At 42.8% G+C, this 18448-nt stretch carries 15 protein-coding genes; 10 read left to right on the forward strand and 5 right to left on the reverse strand.

The features are described 5' to 3' along the window. Positions 1–142: 142 nt before the first annotated feature. Positions 143–430: a hypothetical protein gene (locus C5745_RS18420; protein ID WP_105718486.1), complete on the forward strand. Its 288-nt coding sequence runs from the start codon at positions 143–145 to the stop codon at positions 428–430. A gap of 3 nt (positions 431–433) precedes the next feature. On the opposite strand, the gene C5745_RS18425 is transcribed toward C5745_RS18420, so the two are convergent. Beyond that, a complete protein-coding gene (locus C5745_RS18425; RefSeq protein WP_449448537.1) occupies positions 434–4822 on the reverse strand; it encodes a translocation/assembly module TamB domain-containing protein in 4389 nt (1462 codons plus the stop codon). 14 nt (positions 4823–4836) lie between these two features. Between C5745_RS18425 and tsaD the strand changes: the two genes are divergently transcribed. The 4 genes from tsaD to porM all read left to right on the forward strand — a co-directional run bounded on the left by tsaD (position 4837) and on the right by porM (position 8751). After that, positions 4837–5838, forward strand: a complete 1002-nt coding sequence (gene tsaD, locus C5745_RS18430) for a tRNA (adenosine(37)-N6)-threonylcarbamoyltransferase complex transferase subunit TsaD (RefSeq protein ID WP_105718488.1) — start codon at positions 4837–4839, stop codon at positions 5836–5838. Between the two features lie 34 nt (positions 5839–5872). Continuing rightward, entirely contained in the window at positions 5873–6163 is a 291-nt protein-coding gene (locus C5745_RS18435; RefSeq protein ID WP_105718489.1) for an energy transducer TonB, read from the forward strand. Between the two features lie 202 nt (positions 6164–6365). Continuing rightward, positions 6366–7181 (forward strand): type IX secretion system motor protein PorL/GldL, encoded by an 816-nt coding sequence (gene porL, locus C5745_RS18440; protein WP_105718490.1) that lies wholly within the window; start codon positions 6366–6368, stop codon positions 7179–7181. 31 nt (positions 7182–7212) lie between these two features. After that, on the forward strand, positions 7213–8751 hold the full coding sequence (gene porM, locus C5745_RS18445) for a type IX secretion system motor protein PorM/GldM (protein WP_105718491.1): 1539 nt from the start codon (positions 7213–7215) through the stop codon (positions 8749–8751). Between the two features lie 77 nt (positions 8752–8828). On the opposite strand, the gene porN is transcribed toward porM, so the two are convergent. Genes porN through C5745_RS18460 form a run of 3 tightly spaced genes read right to left on the reverse strand, consistent with a single transcriptional unit; the run spans position 8829 to position 12023 of the window. Beyond that, entirely contained in the window at positions 8829–9968 is a 1140-nt protein-coding gene (gene porN / locus C5745_RS18450) for a type IX secretion system ring subunit PorN/GldN (RefSeq protein ID WP_165793141.1), read from the reverse strand. A 36-nt stretch (positions 9969–10004) separates the two neighbouring features. After that, positions 10005–11303 (reverse strand): T9SS ring complex lipoprotein PorK/GldK, encoded by a 1299-nt coding sequence (gene porK, locus C5745_RS18455; RefSeq protein WP_105718493.1) that lies wholly within the window; start codon positions 11301–11303, stop codon positions 10005–10007. A 27-nt stretch (positions 11304–11330) separates the two neighbouring features. Further along, on the reverse strand, positions 11331–12023 hold the full coding sequence (locus tag C5745_RS18460; protein ID WP_105718494.1) for a hypothetical protein: 693 nt from the start codon (positions 12021–12023) through the stop codon (positions 11331–11333). Between the two features lie 196 nt (positions 12024–12219). Here C5745_RS18460 and C5745_RS18465 point away from each other — a divergent pair, with 196 nt between their 5' ends. Continuing rightward, positions 12220–13218, forward strand: a complete 999-nt coding sequence (locus tag C5745_RS18465) for a 2-hydroxyacid dehydrogenase (RefSeq protein ID WP_105718495.1) — start codon at positions 12220–12222, stop codon at positions 13216–13218. Here C5745_RS18465 and C5745_RS18470 read toward each other — a convergent pair. After that, positions 13193–13879: a DUF6266 family protein gene (locus C5745_RS18470; protein ID WP_105718496.1), complete on the reverse strand. Its 687-nt coding sequence runs from the start codon at positions 13877–13879 to the stop codon at positions 13193–13195. The two genes, C5745_RS18465 and C5745_RS18470, sit on opposite strands and share 26 nt — an antisense overlap. A gap of 332 nt (positions 13880–14211) precedes the next feature. Between C5745_RS18470 and C5745_RS18475 the strand changes: the two genes are divergently transcribed. The 4 genes from C5745_RS18475 (at position 14212) to C5745_RS18490 (ending at position 18298) form a co-directional block, all read left to right on the forward strand. Beyond that, positions 14212–14940, forward strand: a complete 729-nt coding sequence (locus C5745_RS18475; RefSeq protein ID WP_105718497.1) for an MIP family channel protein — start codon at positions 14212–14214, stop codon at positions 14938–14940. 107 nt (positions 14941–15047) lie between these two features. Then, on the forward strand, positions 15048–16847 hold the full coding sequence (locus C5745_RS18480; protein WP_105718498.1) for a DNA polymerase III subunit gamma/tau: 1800 nt from the start codon (positions 15048–15050) through the stop codon (positions 16845–16847). Positions 16848–16905: 58 nt separating this feature from the next. Then, the gene (rlmB, locus tag C5745_RS18485) at positions 16906–17679 is read left to right on the forward strand and encodes a 23S rRNA (guanosine(2251)-2'-O)-methyltransferase RlmB (RefSeq protein WP_105718499.1); all 774 of its coding nucleotides are present in this window, start codon (positions 16906–16908) and stop codon (positions 17677–17679) included. Positions 17680–17689: 10 nt separating this feature from the next. Then, a complete protein-coding gene (locus tag C5745_RS18490; RefSeq protein ID WP_105718500.1) occupies positions 17690–18298 on the forward strand; it encodes an HPP family protein in 609 nt (202 codons plus the stop codon). The last annotated feature ends 150 nt before the right edge of the window (positions 18299–18448 follow it).

Raw genomic sequence — 18448 nt, forward strand, 5'->3', positions numbered from 1 at the left:
TAGTTTTAAAAGTTTATGATTTATAATATTTTTGTTACAATTTAGGTTAGTAACGTCATATCAGGCAGAAATAGTATTAATTTTAGATGAAATATGTAACTTGTCTATAATATGTGATTGTACATTTGTAAGTAATACAACTATGACCTACGATGAATTTATATCTTCGATCGGAAACACGGATAGCGTTCCGGATAAATTAAATGTCCAATTGCAGGCACTGTGGCATGACGCAAAAGGAAATTGGCAAATTGCACATGACTTGATTGATCATTTGGAGGACCCCGCTTCAGCACATGTACATGCTTATTTACATCGTGTAGAAGGAGATTTATGGAATGCCCGTTATTGGTACAACCGAGCTAAGCAACCCGAATATAAAGGAGGCTTGAAGGAAGAGTGGGAGCAGCTAGTTAAAATATTATTGTAGTATTTATTCTTCTTCGCGTTTTTTACGTTCATTCCACAACCATAATTTTCGCCAAAATTCGGATAACGAATTGAATTCCTGTCGATAAACGACACCTACGGCACTGATATAATCACTATAAGGCGTAAACAGGAAATTTCGGGTGTTAAGCCTGTTGTAGGCTCTCAATACGAGGTTTCCATCTTGACGTAAACGGAACGTGACCTCTGCATCGGTAGCTATCTGGTCCGAGAAGAGCATGAGGTCGTTAAGCTGGTTCTGGCTACGGTCGGTAACCCCTCCCGTAAATACCAAACGGTCGTCGAAAAACCGTAAAGAAGCGGAGGCATCGTTGAAGGAGCGTATATTAAGATCCAGAAAGTTCATGTTGAGCGATTGCGAGATGATGCTGTTCAGTTGGTTGAAGGCAATCTCGGTTCCGGCCGATAGCAAGGTGTTGTTCACTTCTCGTCCAAACTCTTGTGTCGATGCCGGCGTGAAGCTCCTTCGAACAATAAGACTAATAGCTTGTTGATTGACGTTGTTGACGTCGCTCAAATAGCCTTGGAGTTCATCTTTGATATAGGGTGTCTGTGGAAAATTAAGGTCGAAAGAAACGTCAGGTTGTGATAAAGTGCCTTTTAATATCATGTCGGCTTGGGCCAGGATGCGGTCATTGTTTTCGGCTCGACCAGCAGCATTATATAAAGGTGCAATCGACGTCCGTTGCTGATAAGTTGCGCTAAGGTTGATGATTGCTTCCGCCGGATTGCCTGCCCATCGAATGGTTCCGCCTTCTTTTAGATCAAAGAACTTGTTAAAGAAATCTTGTGCGGTAAAATGGAATTTTCCGGAAATGACATGGTAGTCACCAAACATCTCAAAGTCACCCAAACTCGATATACGCAGCGAAATATCGCCTGTACCAACGCCTGTTAAGGAGCCAATGTTGTTTTCCAAATTAATTTCAGCATCCGGGGTCACCGTAATATTCATATTCATGGTTAAACCCTGAAAAAGCCGTTTAGAGATAGACGTTTCCCGCTCGGCGGAATTCGGATTGATGAAATAGATGAAGTCGTTATCGCCTACTTTCAACGATGTATTAAAAGGAAGGGTAATAACGGTATTGGGATCTGGGCGTGCGTTAATATCCATGACCATCGCACTGGTTGGACCGTTAAAACGGAAAGTACCTGAGGCGTAGGCCGTGCCGAAAAACAGTTCATTGTCTTTTCGGGCCGTATTTAAGATCTGGAAGTTGTCCGCAGCTACATCGATCGTCAATGTTGGGTCACGCAGCATATTGAGATTGATTTCTCCGTTTGCTCTCGCGGTGGCATTTCGAACATCATTTAATAGCAAATTGTTTAAAATGATGGTATTCTTTTGGATGGCGGAATGTTGATCGGAAATATAGTATCTCGTCTGTAAATAGTTAACCAGAAAAGACGCGTCCTTGATATGGGTTGTTCCGCTGATTTTTGGTTGCCGGATCGTGCCGTTTATCGTTACCTCGCCACTCATGGTGCCATATAAGTTGGAAACAAGTGTCCGAAGGAAAGGTTGCACTATACCAAGGTCTATATTTTTGACGGTGCCTTTTAGATGGAGCGCTTCATCTTCGGAATTAACGTCATATGAACCGCTAACCGTAATGCCATCGCCGTCTACATCCAATAACTGAGAACGGAGTTGTACGAGCCCAGTTTGCGGATCAAAATCGGCGTTCAGCTGTAGATTCCCTATAGGGAGGTTGTTGTAAACAATCGGGGTAGTTGCAATGTTCGCGGACAGGGTTGGTGAGCCAAAAACCGAATAGATCTGCATCTCCCCGCTGAGGTGTCCAATTAAGTCAATACCTAACGGCCGCGTAATTCCCGATAAGGAGGCCAAGCTAAAGTCTTTAAATGCAATATCAAGCTTGTCGTCTTCATTGGAAAGGATCCCATTTAGAGTCACCTCTTGACGGTCTTTGGCAATCCGCAGGTTGTTTAGATAAAACTTGCCTTTGGAGACACGGAGATCTGCGTCTTGATTTATCGCCCATGACTCGTTATTTAAAATAATTTCCGATTGCTCAAATCGGATATTGGCTGGCTGATTATGGCCGAAATGTATATTTCCGTTTAATTTGAGATAGTTTGGACGGTTTGTTTCCGACAGAGCAACATGAAAGGTCAAGCTGTCATTTGCCAATACGTTGTTGATGGCAATTTGGTCCACGTAGGCGGAGTCAGAGAAACTAAAGCGGTCGGCCGTCACATCTAAAGAAAACGCTTGGTTGTCGGCTTTTTCCGTAAGGGCGAGATTGGTGATTTTCATGCCCTTGTATGAAACTACGGGACTAAAAGCGTCGAAGTTTGCCGTATAGTTGTCGGATGAGAAATTGGCTGTCAGGTGCGCGCCATTTTCCAGCTCCAGATCGGGGTCGAATAATGCTGATATGGGAGCAAAAGTTTTAACGTTGATATGTAGATCAAAGTTTTGTGGATTATAAGGTCGGCTTTCAAGACTGATTGCAGGAGCGTACCGCATAGCAAGGGAACGAAAATAAGCACCTATACTGGATAAATCGATTTGCCCCGACATCACACCATCAACGACATCGGATTTTAGGGTCAACTTTTTAGATCGCTCGTCTCCTTCTGATTCAAAATCTAAATAGTTCATAATAAAATCGCCTCTCGTTGTGCTGAACTGTAGATGGTCGGAGGAAATATGACCGTTTAAAGAATTTAATGAGTTTCCATGTAGCCTTGCCTGGATATTGGATTGACTCACGACGATACTGTCTCTGGGGTAGAGGTGCAACCTTTTTAGGTTTAAGTGCGCTATTGTAGAATTAAATTCATACATCGGGACTGAATCCTGCCAATTAGCCTCCCCATTAAAGGCCAAAACAGCATTTCGATCGTCAATCTCGCCGTGTGCAAATAAAACTCCGTCCAATATCTCTCCTTCAACTTCTACGTGCCGATAAGGGTATTTTTTGAAGAGAAGGTCGGACAAATGACCGTGTGTGGTTAAATGTAACGATTTCGCATCTGTTCCCTTGCCATCAAATTGAAGGTCGAATCCCGTTGTTCCGATTTCTTTGGAGCGTATGAATTTTCCCAAGTCAAAGGAAACGGCTGTAGCCTTACCGGTATATTGCAGGGTAGGTTTTATGACGACGGTACTTTCGGTAGAAAGTTCACCTAGGGCCGTTATGGCCGTTCCATCGACATCAAATAGATGATAGTATCCGCTAAGTACGCCTTGATATTCCACCGTTTCCAAAAGATGAAGTTGGTCCGGTAGGGAAAAAGAAGGTTGATTGGACAGTTCGGATACGAGCTCTTCGACATCTTTTGCGGAACTTTGTAAACTTGTCAACGCAAAGCGGAATCTCGTTTGCTCAATATCGGGTAAACCATCAATTGTGAAGTCTCCTTGCAAGCTGGTTTGCGTCCCTGTCTTTAGATGCACATCGCGTGCTTTTAGGTGTTCGATTGTTCCTGATACCGATGCATGAACCACATCTGTCGTGAACCGGACATCTTTCATATCAGGTGCAAAAAATTCAATATCGCGCGAATCGACGAATGCATCATCAAGTGTGCCTTCAATGCGTACTTTTTTGATGAAATCCGAGAAGTCTGCAAAATTATTGTAATAGAAAGCGAGATAGTCGCCTACCTTAGAGCGGTTGGTATGCAACACGAGATCGGTAAATTCCATTTTTGTGTTGGATACATAAGATTCCGCGCTGAATTCTTGGAGGTATAATCCACATTTCTCTTTGAATGTAAGATTATGCACATCCGCTTGTAGGGTGGTATCTGTATAACGGATGGTTCTAAAGTCGCCCGAAATATCGGTTAAATCCAAATTAGTAAAATCTACACCGCGGTTGTGGTGATTAAAACGATGATCGGTCAGTTTGAAATGGTTGTCGTGCAAGGTAACGCGTTGCAAATCCAATTGTATGTTGGTTGTTTTCGAAATCTTGTTTTCTTTTTTTGGTGAGAAATAATCAATCAGGAAACTAGCGTTAGTGCTGTCCTTATATATTTCGTAGTTAATAAAAGCGCTGTCTAATGTCACTTGCTGAATCCCGATCTGCTTGTTCCATAATTTTACGAGGGAAATGCGAGCGGTTGCACTTTTGGCTGATAACAGGGTTTTACCATTGCGATCGTTGATGAAAAAATTATGCAGCTCCAACGAGCGAAAGGGTGTGAAATACACGCGTTCTAACGAAATGTCCGTTTGAAGCTCTTCACTTAAGTAGTTTGCGACCTTTTTGGTAACGTAAGTCTGTATGGCAGGATAGCGTAATAAGAAAATAGCCAATACCGTTAGCAACATGATGCTAAGCAAGGTAATCGACGTTATTTTAAGTATTTTTTTGATATTTTTGTGTTCTATTTAAATATTGTACAATGGCTGTTATCCTCGGTATCGAGTCTTCCTGTGATGAAACTTCCGCCGCTATCTGTATAGACGGTGAAATTAAATCAAATATTATTGCTGGTCAAGCAATTCATGCAAAATATGGAGGTGTGGTTCCCGAATTAGCATCGCGTGCACATCAACTACATATCATCCCTACAGTGGATGAAGCCATTCAACAGGCAAAAATACACAAAAATGACGTGGATGCGGTAGCTTTTACGCGCGGCCCGGGACTTTTAGGTTCACTTTTGGTCGGGACCTCTTTTGCTAAATCTTTTGCATTGGCTCGTCAGATTCCGTTAATAGAGGTTAATCATATGCAAGCACATATCCTTGCCCATTTTATAGAGGACCCTAAGCCCAGTTTTCCTTTTCTTTGTCTTACGGTATCGGGCGGACATACACAGATTGTCCTAGTGAAAGACTATTTTGAAATGGAGCTACTTGGACAGACGCTTGATGACGCAGCCGGAGAAGCCTTCGACAAAACCGCTAAAATACTGAACTTGCCGTATCCTGGCGGACCGTTAATCGATAGATATGCACAGGAGGGAAACCCAGAGGCATATAAATTGCCCGAACCGCAGATTCCTGAATTGAATTTCAGCTTTTCCGGTCTCAAAACTGCCATTTTATATATGGTACAGGCGGAAGAAAAGAAAAATCCAAATTTTTTAACGGAGAATATAGCTGACGTATGCGCTTCGGTGCAACAGCGTATTGTTTCTATTTTGTTGAATAAGTTGAAGAAGGCGGCGAAACAAACAGGTGTACGGGATATAGCGATTGCAGGGGGGGTATCTGCCAATTCAGGGCTTCGCCAAGGCCTGTTAGCGATGGGTGAACAACACCGTTGGAACGTATTTATCCCCAAATTTGAATACTGCACCGACAACGCCGCTATGATTGCCATTGCCGGTTACCATAAATATCTGCGCAAAGAATTTGTTGGTCAAGATATCGCGCCGCTCGCGAGGATGCAGATGTAACGATAACAGTGAACCATTTATATCAGTAGAAGCTATGCCGGAGCCGGTCGGTGGTATGTCCGCATTTGTGAACTGGGTCGGAAAAAACTACGCGTATCCCGATAGAGCGTTGGAACAAGGAATTAAAGGAAGCGTAATAGCTACGTTTGTCGTGGAAACAGATGGCTCTTTAACCGATATTGCGATATTGCTAGATATTGGTTTTGGTACGGGTGATGAGGCTATCCGTGTGCTAAAAAAAGCGGCAAAATGGAAACCTGGGGTTCAAAATGGCGTTCCTGTCCGGGTGAAATATACCTTGCCTATTAAACTGAGCACGCTGTAAGGTAAACCCTTGATTTTTACCTCTCACTCATCACCCTTGCCCCTAAATCTCCCCATTTACAATTTATGGTATTTTTATTGCTAGTACTTTGAGATCGTTTCAATATACGAGCTATGAAAAGTAATATGTGCCAAGCAAATCGCGTTTTAATTCATAAATCGATATCAAAGTGTCATCTAATTACTAGAAAATTAATAAAAGTATGAGCGTAAAGAAAAAAGACAATTCAAGATGGTTACATGTTGCTATCTCTTGGGGAGCTAGTATCGTTATTGTTGGTGTTCTGTTTAAAATACTTTATATAGGAGGTTCGTTTGCCAACTATATGATCGGTATTGGATTAGCGGTAGAAGCCTTTCTATTTTTCTTGATGGGGTTCAATCCACCACCAAAAGAACCCGCATGGGAGAGGGTATATCCTGAATTGGACGAGAACTACGCTGGAGAGTTGCCACAGCATGCCGTTGTACGTAGTCAGCAGCCGACTGGACCCTCAGCGACAGAAGCATTAGACAAGATGTTCGCGGATGCGAAGATAGAGCCTGTTATGATTGAAAATCTAGGAAGAGGCTTGCGTGATTTCAGTGATAAAGTTTCGGCTATTAACCAAATATCGGATGTGTCATTCGCTGCGAATGAGTTTACGGAAAAATTAAAATATGCGAGCTCCAAATTTGACAATTTAAGTTTAGCTTTTGAAAAAGCGTCTGCAAATCTCGTATCCATGTCTAACACGAACATGGATACCGCTGGTTATCATCAGCAAGTACAAAATCTCACTAACAACCTGAAATCGTTGAACGAGATGTACGAACGGGAATTACGTGATTCGGCATCCCATCTGCAATCCATGAATCAATTCTATGAAAGCTTAAGTTATACAATGAAAAACTTCAATGAATCCCTAGATGATTCGAAGGCATTTAAAGAAGAAGTGAATAAGTTGGCGAAGAACCTAGCAGCTTTGAATACCGTGTATGGCGGTATGTTGACAGCAATGAATCAGCCACGTGTGTAGGAACATCATTTTATAACAAAAAAGGAAAAGAATGGCTTACGGAAGAGAGACTCCAAGGCAACGCATGATCAATATTTTATATTTGGTATTGCTAGCCTTACTCGCATTAAATGTACCAAACTCCATCTTAGATGCTTTTAAGAATATTAACGACAGTCTTGAAGCTTCTAAAACCAATGTAGACAACTCCGTCGAACAGTTGTTTGCTGCATTTGAGAACACAAAATTAAAAGAAGAACCAGAACGGGCAAAGCCGATCTATGAACAGGCTAAACAGGCTCGCGCTGTTGTAGATGAACTGGATCAATACATTAATGAAGTAAAGCAAGAATTTGAGAAACAAGGCGGTGGATATGATGAAGATACGGGTGATTTGGTGCGACGTGAAAACGCTGATATTGCACCCCATCTGATGATAAACGGTAAGAGAGGAGCGGAATTAAAAGACAAGATAAATAGTACCCGTGAAAAACTGTTGTCGCTATTGAGCGAAGATGATCGGAAATCCGTTTCGTTTTCATTGGAAGCGCAAGATCCGGAGAAATCCGTGAATGGCAAAAGGAAATGGGAAGAGGTTAACTTTGGAAGCGGAACGCCTTTGACGGCTGCGATGACCACGCTGACCAAAATACAGGTTGACGCACAGAATGCAGAATCCGATGTGGTGAAGCTTATTTTGGGCAAGATGGATCAAGCTGTGGTGAATTTGGATAAGTTTGCTGCGGTAGCGGTAGCGCCCACATCTTACCTTGTTCAAGGTCAACCCTACACAGCCGAAGTTTTCCTGACCGCTTCAGATTCCAAATCAGAGCCGGCGATTAGTGTAAACGGAAACACGTTAAACGTGGTGGATGGAAAAGGTGTTTATACCGTCCCTACAAACCAGGAAGGTATTTTTACTTGGACAGGAACTATTAAAGTAAAGCAGACCGATGGCACGATTAAAGAATATCGTACGCCTGAACAGACCTACCAGGTAGCCAGGCCGTCGGCCGTTGTCTCACCGGATAAAATGAATGTGCTCTATATCGGTGTCAGTAATCCGATATCAGTCTCTGCGCCCGGCACACCTACCAATAAGATCAACGTAAACATGAGTGGAGGTGGAGGCCGTATTTCTGGTTCTGGAGGAAAGTATAGCGTCACGGTTAGCTCGCCGGGAACAGCTCGCATATCGGTATCCGCCGAAGTAGCGCCCGGTAAAACACAGACGTTGAGTACAACGGAATTTAGAGTTAAGAGAATACCAGATCCAATTGCTAAGTTCGGTGGAAAAACAGGCGGCAATATGGCGACCGTTGCATTGAAAGCACAAAATGCTGTATTCGCAACATTGGACAACTTTGATTTTGATGCTAAATTCAAGGTCACTAAATTCAGTATGATTATTGCCAAACCAAGGGCAGACGCAATTGTGCTTTCGACAAATGGCGGAACGTTGAGCTCTAGTATGAAAACGGCGCTCAACGGAATTGTTCCAGGGACCAGAGTGATATTTGATAATATTATAGCGGTGGGTCCGGATGGATCTCCAAGACAATTGAATGCTGTTGCGTTGACAGCGAATTAGTGGGGAATTACAATTAATAAAAAAATGCCACTCGAACGCGAGTGGCATTTTTTTATTATACCGTATGATATATGTGCTTATTCCAAACCTTGCGTTTCTTCTGTTGTCTGCTGAGGTTCTGGGATTTGCTGAGTTTCTGTTTCTAACGGCGTCTCTTCTTCAGCTGTTGTGGGCGTCGTTGTACTTGATGGGTTGCTGGTAGACGGCGTGTTGTTTTGTTGCTGCACCGGCGGTTGGTAATTTTCAAGTTCTTCGGCGTTCACGCCCTTTGGAGTAGACCAAAGTTTTTCTTTATATGCTTCCAGCTTGTCCTCGATCTGTTGGGCGTCCTGCAACTGCTGTAAAGCATTTTCCGCATATTGTGCTTCCTGTCGCATGGCGCTAGGCGACGATTCACGAATAATCGTACTGGCAAATTTCCGTTGAACGAACAAGTCATCCATACTCATGTCATAAAGACCTCTATCGGGGTCGGAGACATCGACCTTAACAAGCGTATAACGCAATTGCGGAAAGTACAGCCAGAATGCGGGTGTTGATCCTACTGATTCTGCAAGCTCCGCAGAAGAAGAAATGTCCATCAATGGTGCCACACCGATAATGCGGGTTTCTAAACGACCGCGCTGCTTATCGAAGAATATATCTTCTTTAATTCTAAATTTGGTAACACGCTCAGGGTTAAATTCATTTAAGGCCATCTGTGCATCGATCTGATTTCCTTCTTCGTCAAAAATCGGAACCAACACGCTATCGGCGAAACGCGCGACACCTTCGCTGGCGGTCATTTTTGTTTTGAACGAATCGTCTTCCGGACTGTAAGGGGTTAATTTCCCCTCATTCATACCTTTCATGATGGCCTCAATTAAGGACGCGCCCGGGATGGCATAAATATAGTTCTCCTCGTGGGATAAATCGATGTCTCTCCACACCCGTTTGTAAAAACGGATATTTTTCATGTTCACTTTCGGATAGGAGAACGGAACCGCGTCTTCCAGATTACTTGCTTGATAGAAACCGTCCGTTACTGGAATGGTATCCATTAATATATCCTGGTTCGCCGTATCATATAAGGGAGTTGGTTGCTCATTTCCTAATAAGACGTCCTGTGTAAGTGTATCCAATGTCGTGGTGTCCCGCTGCGATAGGACGTCGACTTCTTGTTGTGCTATAGCATGGTTAAACCCACATATTAACGCAATTGTGACTAGTGCTTTCATTTCTGCTAAATTTCTTATAATTCTAGACTCCATCTTTTAATATCTTCTTGTTTTACTTTGATCGGTTGGCATTTCAAAAGCGGACATTACACACCGGAACCCGATATAGGAATGAGGCTCATATTCGACGACATAATTGCGTGTTTCACTATTTAACTGCTCACCGTTATCTTTCCACGAACCACCTCTTACCACCTTTCTTTTTAGAGCGTCACTGTCACTTTCATTAGCATCATATAACAGAACTGGATTCAAGTCATTGACGAAAGCGATAGCAGAAGGGCTATAGGCGTCCAGTGTCCATTCGGCTACGTTTCCAGCCATATTGTAAATGCCGAATGCATTCGGTGTATACGATTTTGCCGGTACCGTAAAGGTTGCTCCATCTTGCGAATATGTTCCTTCTCCCTGCTTATAGTTGACGGCTAGTTTCTTTTTGCCTTCTTTTCCGTCAATCGTCAATCGAGTTCCGGATATAGTATCACGCGGATCCAACTTCCCCTCCGCGGCATATTGCCACTGTGCTTCGGTCGGTAAACTGAATGTGAGGTGATAGCCGCTCAAATAAGAATTTTTCATGATGCTTGCCATCAATTCTTTTCCTCGCCAGTCGGTATAGGCACGCGCTTGTTTCCAAGTAACGCCAACTACGGGGTAATAATCAAACGATTCATGGGTGAAGTAATTGGCATCCATAGAGGCTAGCTGTGCATTCGGGAAATCTTTTGACCAGATATCCTCAATAGGCATCACTGGAACGGTATCCGTCACATACTCCGTTTCTTCACGTCCGTTTGATTTTAAATACGAAAAGCGATACTTAACAACTTCTTCGTTTAACGCTCTACGGGCTCCCTTCATAATAACCATCGGCGCCAATCGTTCTTGAATGGAGGGATCATTGCTTTTCCATAAAGGAGAAACACGCTTTAACCGTTTCCAATCAATTCGGCGTTGGCCGTCTTCACCGACAATATCTAAAAAGTATTGGTCATCGTTTAGATAATCTGTCACCGCAACGGAATCAGCTACCCAGTTTACAAACTGACGGTACTGTTTGTTGGTCACTTCCGTTTCGTCTATGAAAAACGCGCTCAGACTGATGTTTTTGCCTACATTTCCACTGTCCAATGAACTCTTGTAGAGAATGGTTCCTGACGGGACGTAGACCATGCCAGGAGGAGCGGGAAGTTTTCCGCCTCTAAAGGCGGATACCTTTGGCGCGCTATAAAAATTGTTCGATTTACAAGCTGCTACAACTATCAGCGATGTTACCAAAGCGATAACAATAGTTCGAGGCTGGGTTAATCTGTGTCTCAAATTCTTCTTATTCATTATTTATTAAGCTATGGATGTTCGATATTAATTACGGTTAAATAAGGCTAATTTCACACCTACAGAAAGATAGGAATACTGATCCATCTTGCTATTGATAACCCCGTCAACGTTATCCTTCGGAAGCAGGGATTGCTGATAATTGATATTTATTGCCCAACGTGGACCGTACAGTGTGCGCCCGATTGGTATGTCTAGTCCGATGTTGAGCGGGATAGCCAGCTGATGAGAATTTAAATCTTCCGAAATTTCTCCGCCGTTATTTTCGATAGATGTCCGATAACTTGCATCTATACGGTGATCGATGTTATTTTTCAGTACCCCTATACCGGCCCCTACATAGATATTGGCGAGTATCTTGCTGAATGTACTAGCCCCCAGTGTATAATAACTGTAGTTAGCTGGAAGGGATAAAAACTGGCCAAGCCTAACTTTTGCATTGGCATTTATGGCGTGATACCGATTCTCAAAATCACTATTCCATCCATAGGCGCTTAATGTCCCCTTTTCCCCCTTAACCCCGATAGAGATAAAAGGGGTTATTAATCCTTCTGCTTCTACGTAACCCGCAAATCGCGTGTCCGTGTTTCCTAAATCGGCCCAGACCATTGTGCCACCTGCTCCTGCCCCTACACTAATGGGACGCGAAAATTGACCTAAGACGTCCTGTGTTGAAAAAAAAACGAATAAAATAAAAGCGGAAAATATACCTTTTTTCATATTTGTGTATTAAATTATTAACGCATTATATTAAAACGGAATAACGGAAGCAATTATCTTGCCTTAATTGTACTATTGTATCTTTTTTGTTATTTTTATATATTTAGCCTTTGATACCATCGAGATTTATTCAAGTCATAAAAAGGGGGAATAAACCGAGCTCAGGAACTTTTGAATACATAATAAACAAACACTGATGAAAATAGCCTTCTTCTCCACCCAGCCTTATGACCGCGTGTTTTTCGATCGTGAAAATCAAGATGAACTTTTTGTATATCAATTTTATGAAACACATTTGGGCCCTCATATTGTGCGGGCTGTAAACGATGTGGACGCGGTGTGTGTTTTTGTAAACGATCGCGTGAACCGTGAAGTAATTGAAGTGCTTGCGTCGCGGCAGGTGAAAATAGTGGCGCTGCGCTGTGCAGGTTTCAATAACGTAGAGTTAGATGCAGCGCGGGAATTTGGGATAGCTGTATGTCGTGTTCCGGCCTATTCACCGGAAGCCGTGGCGGAACATGCTATGGCGATGCTGTTGACATTGAATCGAAAAACGCACAAAGCCTATAACCGTGTGCGGGAACAGAATTTTTCGTTGAATGGTTTGTTGGGCTTTAATCTTCACGGAAAGACAGTCGGTGTCGTTGGGACGGGAAAGATTGGCAAAGCCTTTTGTCGGTTAGCGAAAGGGTTTGGTTGCGAATTACTCGCTTTTGACATTTACGAAGATGCACAGATAAAGGAACTGGGGGTGTCGTATGTTGATATAGATACATTATACAGGTGCTCTGACGTTATTTCGCTCCATTGCCCATTAACGTTGGAGAATAAACATATGATTAACAGGGAATCTATACAAAAAATGAAAGACGATGTTGTTTTGCTGAATACTAGCCGCGGACGACTAATCCATACTGCAGCGGTTATTGAAGGTTTGAAGCAACACAAAATCGGTGGGCTTGCTCTTGATGTGTACGAGCAGGAAGAGAAATTGTTCTTTAAAGATTTAAGCGGTATCATCATTGAAGATGATACGATTCAGCGTCTGATGAGCTTTCCGAACGTATTGATCACAGCCCATCAAGCATTTTTTACAGAAGAGGCTTTAACACAGATAGCGACAACCACGCTTCGAAACATTGAGGAATTGCTCTTAGGGCATGAACCGTCTATCGATGGTGCTCGCTTGGTATAGACGCTTTTGTGATCTCACCCAAATATATACTGTCTGTGCTGATATTACTTCCGTCGGAAGCAAGAAAAGCGAGGTAAACGTGATAGGTTGTGTCGTCAGGGACCTGTTCTATAGAAATAACCTGTTCACCGTCTTCTAGATAATTATCTTGCAATACTCCGGTCGGATTTACAGGGTAATCTACGCTCTTATCGGGGTAGAGCAACGCTATGCACCGGAACATTCTTTCGCTGTGCTTTTGTCTGAAGATAGCGTCTACACTCCAACGTATGATGACCTGCCCGTTCTCCTGATTGATCTCAGCGCTAGAAACCGGAGAAGGTAGCCCGCGGCTTATGGCAAACTTTTCATAATCTAGAAGATAACGTTCGTCTTCAAAAACGACGCTTTCACGTAGGTTGTAAGACATTGCAGAGTTATGTCCGGTGCGATTGGGAGCGTACTGCATAAAACCCAGACGAACAAAAGGAACGATGAGTGATAGGCACTCTTGCATAAAAGCAAATTTACTCTGGTTCTTTCGCTGCCCTGAGGTGGGTTTTCGATTTTTCTTTATCCGGGGAAGACTTCTAACATAATAAATGTCTTTCCATTTACAAAAAACGGACGGTCCAACTTTACCTGAAACAGTTCCATTTACACCATTTTTAACTCGTGCCATAGTTCAAAAATTATAATACAGGATTAAGATAGGAAATAGGCAGTCACAAATCAAATATTAAGTATTATTTAACATATATTTTAGACTTATATAATAAGGAAATTAATCGGCACTTATTCGTATTGATCCGAATGAAGTCCGAAGGAAATCCGAATAAAGTCCCTATAAAATCCTATAAGATTTGTAGTAAATGGAGCGTATGGTAACTTGTCGATATAGTGAGGTTCATTTCTTGTAGTATAGACGCTACAAATTTTTATTTTTATACCATGCCAAGTCCATATAAGTGTTAACTTAGCGCCTCACTAATTTTAATTTTTAACTGTTATATTATGGAAGTTAAGATGTCTTCAAAATTTGTTGCCGAGTTAATTGGTACGTTCGGCTTGGTTCTTTTTGGCTGCGGTGCTGCAGCTATTGCTGGCGTGGACACGATGGCAGGATTATCCGGTTTGGGGTTATTGGGTATCTCGATGGCTTTCGGTCTTTCCGTGGTTGTATTTGCGTACGCTATTGGTGGCATTTCTGGTTGCCATATCAATCCGGCGGTCACGATCGGTGTACTATGTGCGGGTAGGATGTCGGTCAAGGACGCCGTGGTTTACATTATCGCACAATGTATGGGTGCACTTCTCGGTGCGTTTGTCCTGCAACAAATATTGACCGGTCAATTAGCAGGTTTTACAGCGGGTGAGTGGGCTTACGGCGCAAATGGTTGGGGAACAAAATACCAAAGCGAATATGGAACGGCCGCAGCCTTTATTACTGAGACTGTATTGACCTTTATATTTCTATTCGTTATTCTGGCTACTACCTCGAAAGTTGGAAACAGCACGATGGCGGGTTTGGCAATCGGTTTTACACTCTTGTTAATTCACATGGTTGCCATTCCAATTACAGGCACCTCTGTTAACCCTGCACGTTCGTTGGGCCCTGCATTGCTCGCTGGTGGACAGGCGTTATCTCAGCTGTGGTTATTTATTATAGCACCTATTCTGGGCGCTGTGATAGCCGCTATGGTGTGGAGAGTGATGGAGCCGAAAGCTGATACAACGGTATAATCTGGCATATTGAATGCGAACCGCTCCATAGGAAAGTTAATCCCGGGAGCGGTTTTTTTACGTTTTAATTTTTAGATTTTACTTCTTAAAATCCTTATCTTCGTGCAATGGATAATTTTATTGTTTCAGCACGGAAATATCGTCCCGTTACCTTCGACTCTGTTGTTGGTCAGCAACATATTACCAGCACACTCAAAAATGCCATTCACAACAATCAATTGGCGCAAGCCTTTTTGTTTTGTGGGCCGCGCGGTGTGGGGAAAACAACCTGTGCCCGTATTTTAGCGAAAACAATAAATTGTGAACATATAGTAGAACAGGTAGAAGCCTGTGGTACTTGTGAGAGCTGTAACTCTTTTCAACTAGGGAACTCTTTTAGTATCCATGAATTGGACGCTGCGTCTAACAACTCTGTGGACGATATCCGTAGCTTGATCGAGCAAGTTCGAATCCCGCCGCAGGCTGGTAAATACAAGATTTATATCATTGACGAGGTGCACATGCTTTCTCAGGCAGCGTTCAATGCGTTTTTGAAAACATTGGAAGAACCCCCTTCGTATGCTATTTTTATTCTTGCAACAACGGAGAAGCACAAGATACTCCCGACTATCCTTTCTCGTTGTCAGATATTCGACTTCAACCGTATCAACGTAGAGGATATGGCGAATCATCTCGCTTCCATTGCGCAAAAAGAGCACATAGCTTTTGAGCCGGATGGACTGCATATTATTGCCCAAAAGGCTGATGGAGGGCTTCGGGACGCGCTGTCCATGTTCGACCAGATTGTCAGCTTCACCAATAAAAATATTACGTATCAAACGGTTCTCGATAATCTCAATATTCTGGATTACGATTACTATTTTCAATTGCTGGACAGCGTCGCGACAGAGAACGCTGCACAGGCCCTGTTGATTTTTGATAAGGTATTAAATAATGGTTTTGATGGAGGACATTTCATCAGCGGTCTCGCAACACATATTCGTAATTTATTGGTATCTAAAGAGCCTGCAACACTGAAATTGCTTGAAGTAAGTGAAAATATTAAACGAAAGTATCTTGACCAATCGCAGGCGCTTAGCTCGGGGCTTTTACTTTCCGCGTTAAATATTGCCAACCAATGTGAAATAAACTATAAAAGTAGCAAAAATCAACGCTTACAAGTAGAATTAGCATTATTAAAAATGTGTCATATAGCATCGGCTATTTTGCTGAGTAAGCACGGAAGTTTTACACCCTCTGTTACGACAGAGCTAAAAAAAAAACTCCCTGATTCAACCGTGAGCCGTCCAATGGCAGTAGCTAACGGTGTTCCTGCTCCCAAGCCCATATCGTCAGCCCCTAAGGAAGCTCCTCCCCCACAGGTCCCCACGACGGTTTCTACACCGACCGTAGAAATATTGTCTGTAACGACTGAAAGTACTACTATTAAAAAAGGATGGGGCAAAATTTCTACCTCCGTAAACGTCCCCAACTTAAATACTATATTTGAAGATAAAGCTGAAGCTGACACAGAGGAACCGGATCTCGTTCAAGGAAATGAGTTCCGAGAGGTTACTTTCAATGCGTTTATAGCGCAATGGAATGCATTTGCAGACAGTTTAAAGCAGACGAAGCGCATTACTTTATATACGATTATGACCGCTAATCCCCCGCGTTTAAATGGAACAGTGATCGAGGTGGATGTAGAGAACGCAGTACAGATGGACGAACTGAAATTAGGTAAAATAGATATCTTAAATTATCTGCGGGTTAAGCTTCAAAACTTTTCGCTTGATCTATCGGGTGTCCAGGTGGAGGTTACAAAAGTCAGAAAACCGTATACTTCGGCTGAAAAATACCAAGCTATGGTTTCGAAAAACCCTGCGCTGGAAACACTTCGTAAAGCATTTAATCTCGGACTGAGTTAATACGTCTTTCTTTTCTTATCTTTGCGGAACATTTTTTTAAAGCGTAGAATAAATAAACATGCGGAACTTTCAACATAGGGAAAGAGGAGAAAAGCGAGAATCAAACCAGATGGTATTTGGTATCCGAGCGGTTATTGAAGCCATAGATAGTGGAAAGGAAATTGAGTCGCTGTTTGTGCAGCGCGGATTGAGTGGCAGCCTCTTCTTGGAATTGAAGTCTTTATTGAAAGAGCATAATATTGGTTATCAGCAGGTACCTATTGAAAAATTGAACCGTATTACGCGAAAAAATCACCAGGGGGTTATAGCCGTAATCTCACCCATTACTTATCAGCGTATCGAAGATTTGTTGCCCGTCATATACGAAAAGGGGGAAATACCACTATTGCTAATGTTAGATGGTGTAACGGACGTCCGCAACATGGGGGCTATCGCGCGAACGGCGGAATGTGCTGGAGTGCATGCGATAATCGTTCCGCGAAAAGGATCCGCAGAAATCAACCCCGACGCGATTAAAACGTCAGCAGGGGCATTATATAAGATTCCCGTGTGTCGTGAAGATGCCTTGGGCCGTACCGCACGTTTTCTTATCGAATCGGGTGTTCAGTTGGTCGTAGGGACTGAGAAAACACAAGATTCTGTTTATGATGTGGATTACACGGTTCCAACTTGTGTCGTTTTAGGGGCCGAAGATGTTGGCGTGTCGGACGATTTACTCCGGGTTTCAGACAAATTGGCGAAAATACCAATGTTTGGTGAAATAAAGTCCTTGAACGTGTCGGTTTCAGCGGGTGTTGTTATCTATGAAGCTGTGCGGCAACGTCATAAATAGCTTATAATAGTTGAAAAAACAAATTTATAGACAGCTCCGAGTATATAGATATGTCTTTTATCGAGAGACGCTGGTTGATCCTCGTGAACATTTTTGGTCTTTTATTGGCGCTTTTGTTGGCATTTTTATTATTGCATTTATCCAGTCTCAGCACTTGCCGATATTGGAGAATGTCTTTTTAGTCGGGTCGTTTGGGGCGTCTTCCGTATTAGTGTATGGCGCCATACAAAGTCCACTAGCGCAACCACGGAACCTCGTCGGGGGACATGTTGTGTCTGCACTTGTCGGTGTAACTGTTGCTCGCTTATTACCTGATATTATTTGGCTCACTGCCCCTCTGGCCGTAGCCTTCTCCATTGTTTTTATGCAGATAACCCGCACGCTTCACCCTCCAGGTGGCGCAACAGCACTCATTGCTGTGGCCGCCGGGACTAAAATTGGCTCATTGGGGTATTGGTACGTTTTGACGCCGGTCCTATCTGGAACATTGATTTTACTTTTCACAGCGCTTCTATTTAATAACATCACGGCTAAACGTCATTACCCGATTAAATATTCACGATTACGTCGATCTCGACGAAGACATTTGAAGTCCAAACGATTGGCAAGGAGATATTAAGTTTCTAAATAGGTGTAAAAATGAAGAGGCCGTCTCAAAAATAACTGAGGCGGCTTTTTCATTTTTGGAGGTTTCCCAATATTTTTATCGAAGGTTTTCTGTTTTTCTGATTCTGTAATGGTTTTGGGAAGACCGGAAGGCATGTTCTGT

The sequence above is a fragment of the Sphingobacterium haloxyli genome (assembly GCF_002980525.1).
Classification (GTDB): Bacteria; Bacteroidota; Bacteroidia; order Sphingobacteriales; family Sphingobacteriaceae; genus Sphingobacterium; species Sphingobacterium haloxyli.

Excerpts from the sequence above, each read along its gene's own strand:
- C5745_RS18420 (WP_105718486.1), top strand. The coding sequence starts at position 143 with ATGACCTACGATGAATTTATATCTTCGATCGGAAACACGGATAGCGTT.
- C5745_RS18465 (WP_105718495.1), top strand. The coding sequence starts at position 12,220 with ATGAAAATAGCCTTCTTCTCCACCCAGCCTTATGACCGCGTGTTTTTC.
- porM (WP_105718491.1), top strand. The coding sequence starts at position 7,213 with ATGGCTTACGGAAGAGAGACTCCAAGGCAACGCATGATCAATATTTTA.
- rlmB (WP_105718499.1), top strand. The coding sequence starts at position 16,906 with ATGCGGAACTTTCAACATAGGGAAAGAGGAGAAAAGCGAGAATCAAAC.
- C5745_RS18480 (WP_105718498.1), top strand. The coding sequence starts at position 15,048 with ATGGATAATTTTATTGTTTCAGCACGGAAATATCGTCCCGTTACCTTC.
- tsaD (WP_105718488.1), top strand. The coding sequence starts at position 4,837 with ATGGCTGTTATCCTCGGTATCGAGTCTTCCTGTGATGAAACTTCCGCC.
- C5745_RS18470 (WP_105718496.1), bottom strand. The coding sequence starts at position 13,879 with ATGGCACGAGTTAAAAATGGTGTAAATGGAACTGTTTCAGGTAAAGTT.
- C5745_RS18475 (WP_105718497.1), top strand. The coding sequence starts at position 14,212 with ATGGAAGTTAAGATGTCTTCAAAATTTGTTGCCGAGTTAATTGGTACG.
- C5745_RS18460 (WP_105718494.1), bottom strand. The coding sequence starts at position 12,023 with ATGAAAAAAGGTATATTTTCCGCTTTTATTTTATTCGTTTTTTTTTCA.
- porK (WP_105718493.1), bottom strand. The coding sequence starts at position 11,303 with ATGAATAAGAAGAATTTGAGACACAGATTAACCCAGCCTCGAACTATT.
- C5745_RS18435 (WP_105718489.1), top strand. The coding sequence starts at position 5,873 with ATGCCGGAGCCGGTCGGTGGTATGTCCGCATTTGTGAACTGGGTCGGA.
- porL (WP_105718490.1), top strand. The coding sequence starts at position 6,366 with ATGAGCGTAAAGAAAAAAGACAATTCAAGATGGTTACATGTTGCTATC.
- porN (WP_165793141.1), bottom strand. The coding sequence starts at position 9,968 with ATGAAAGCACTAGTCACAATTGCGTTAATATGTGGGTTTAACCATGCT.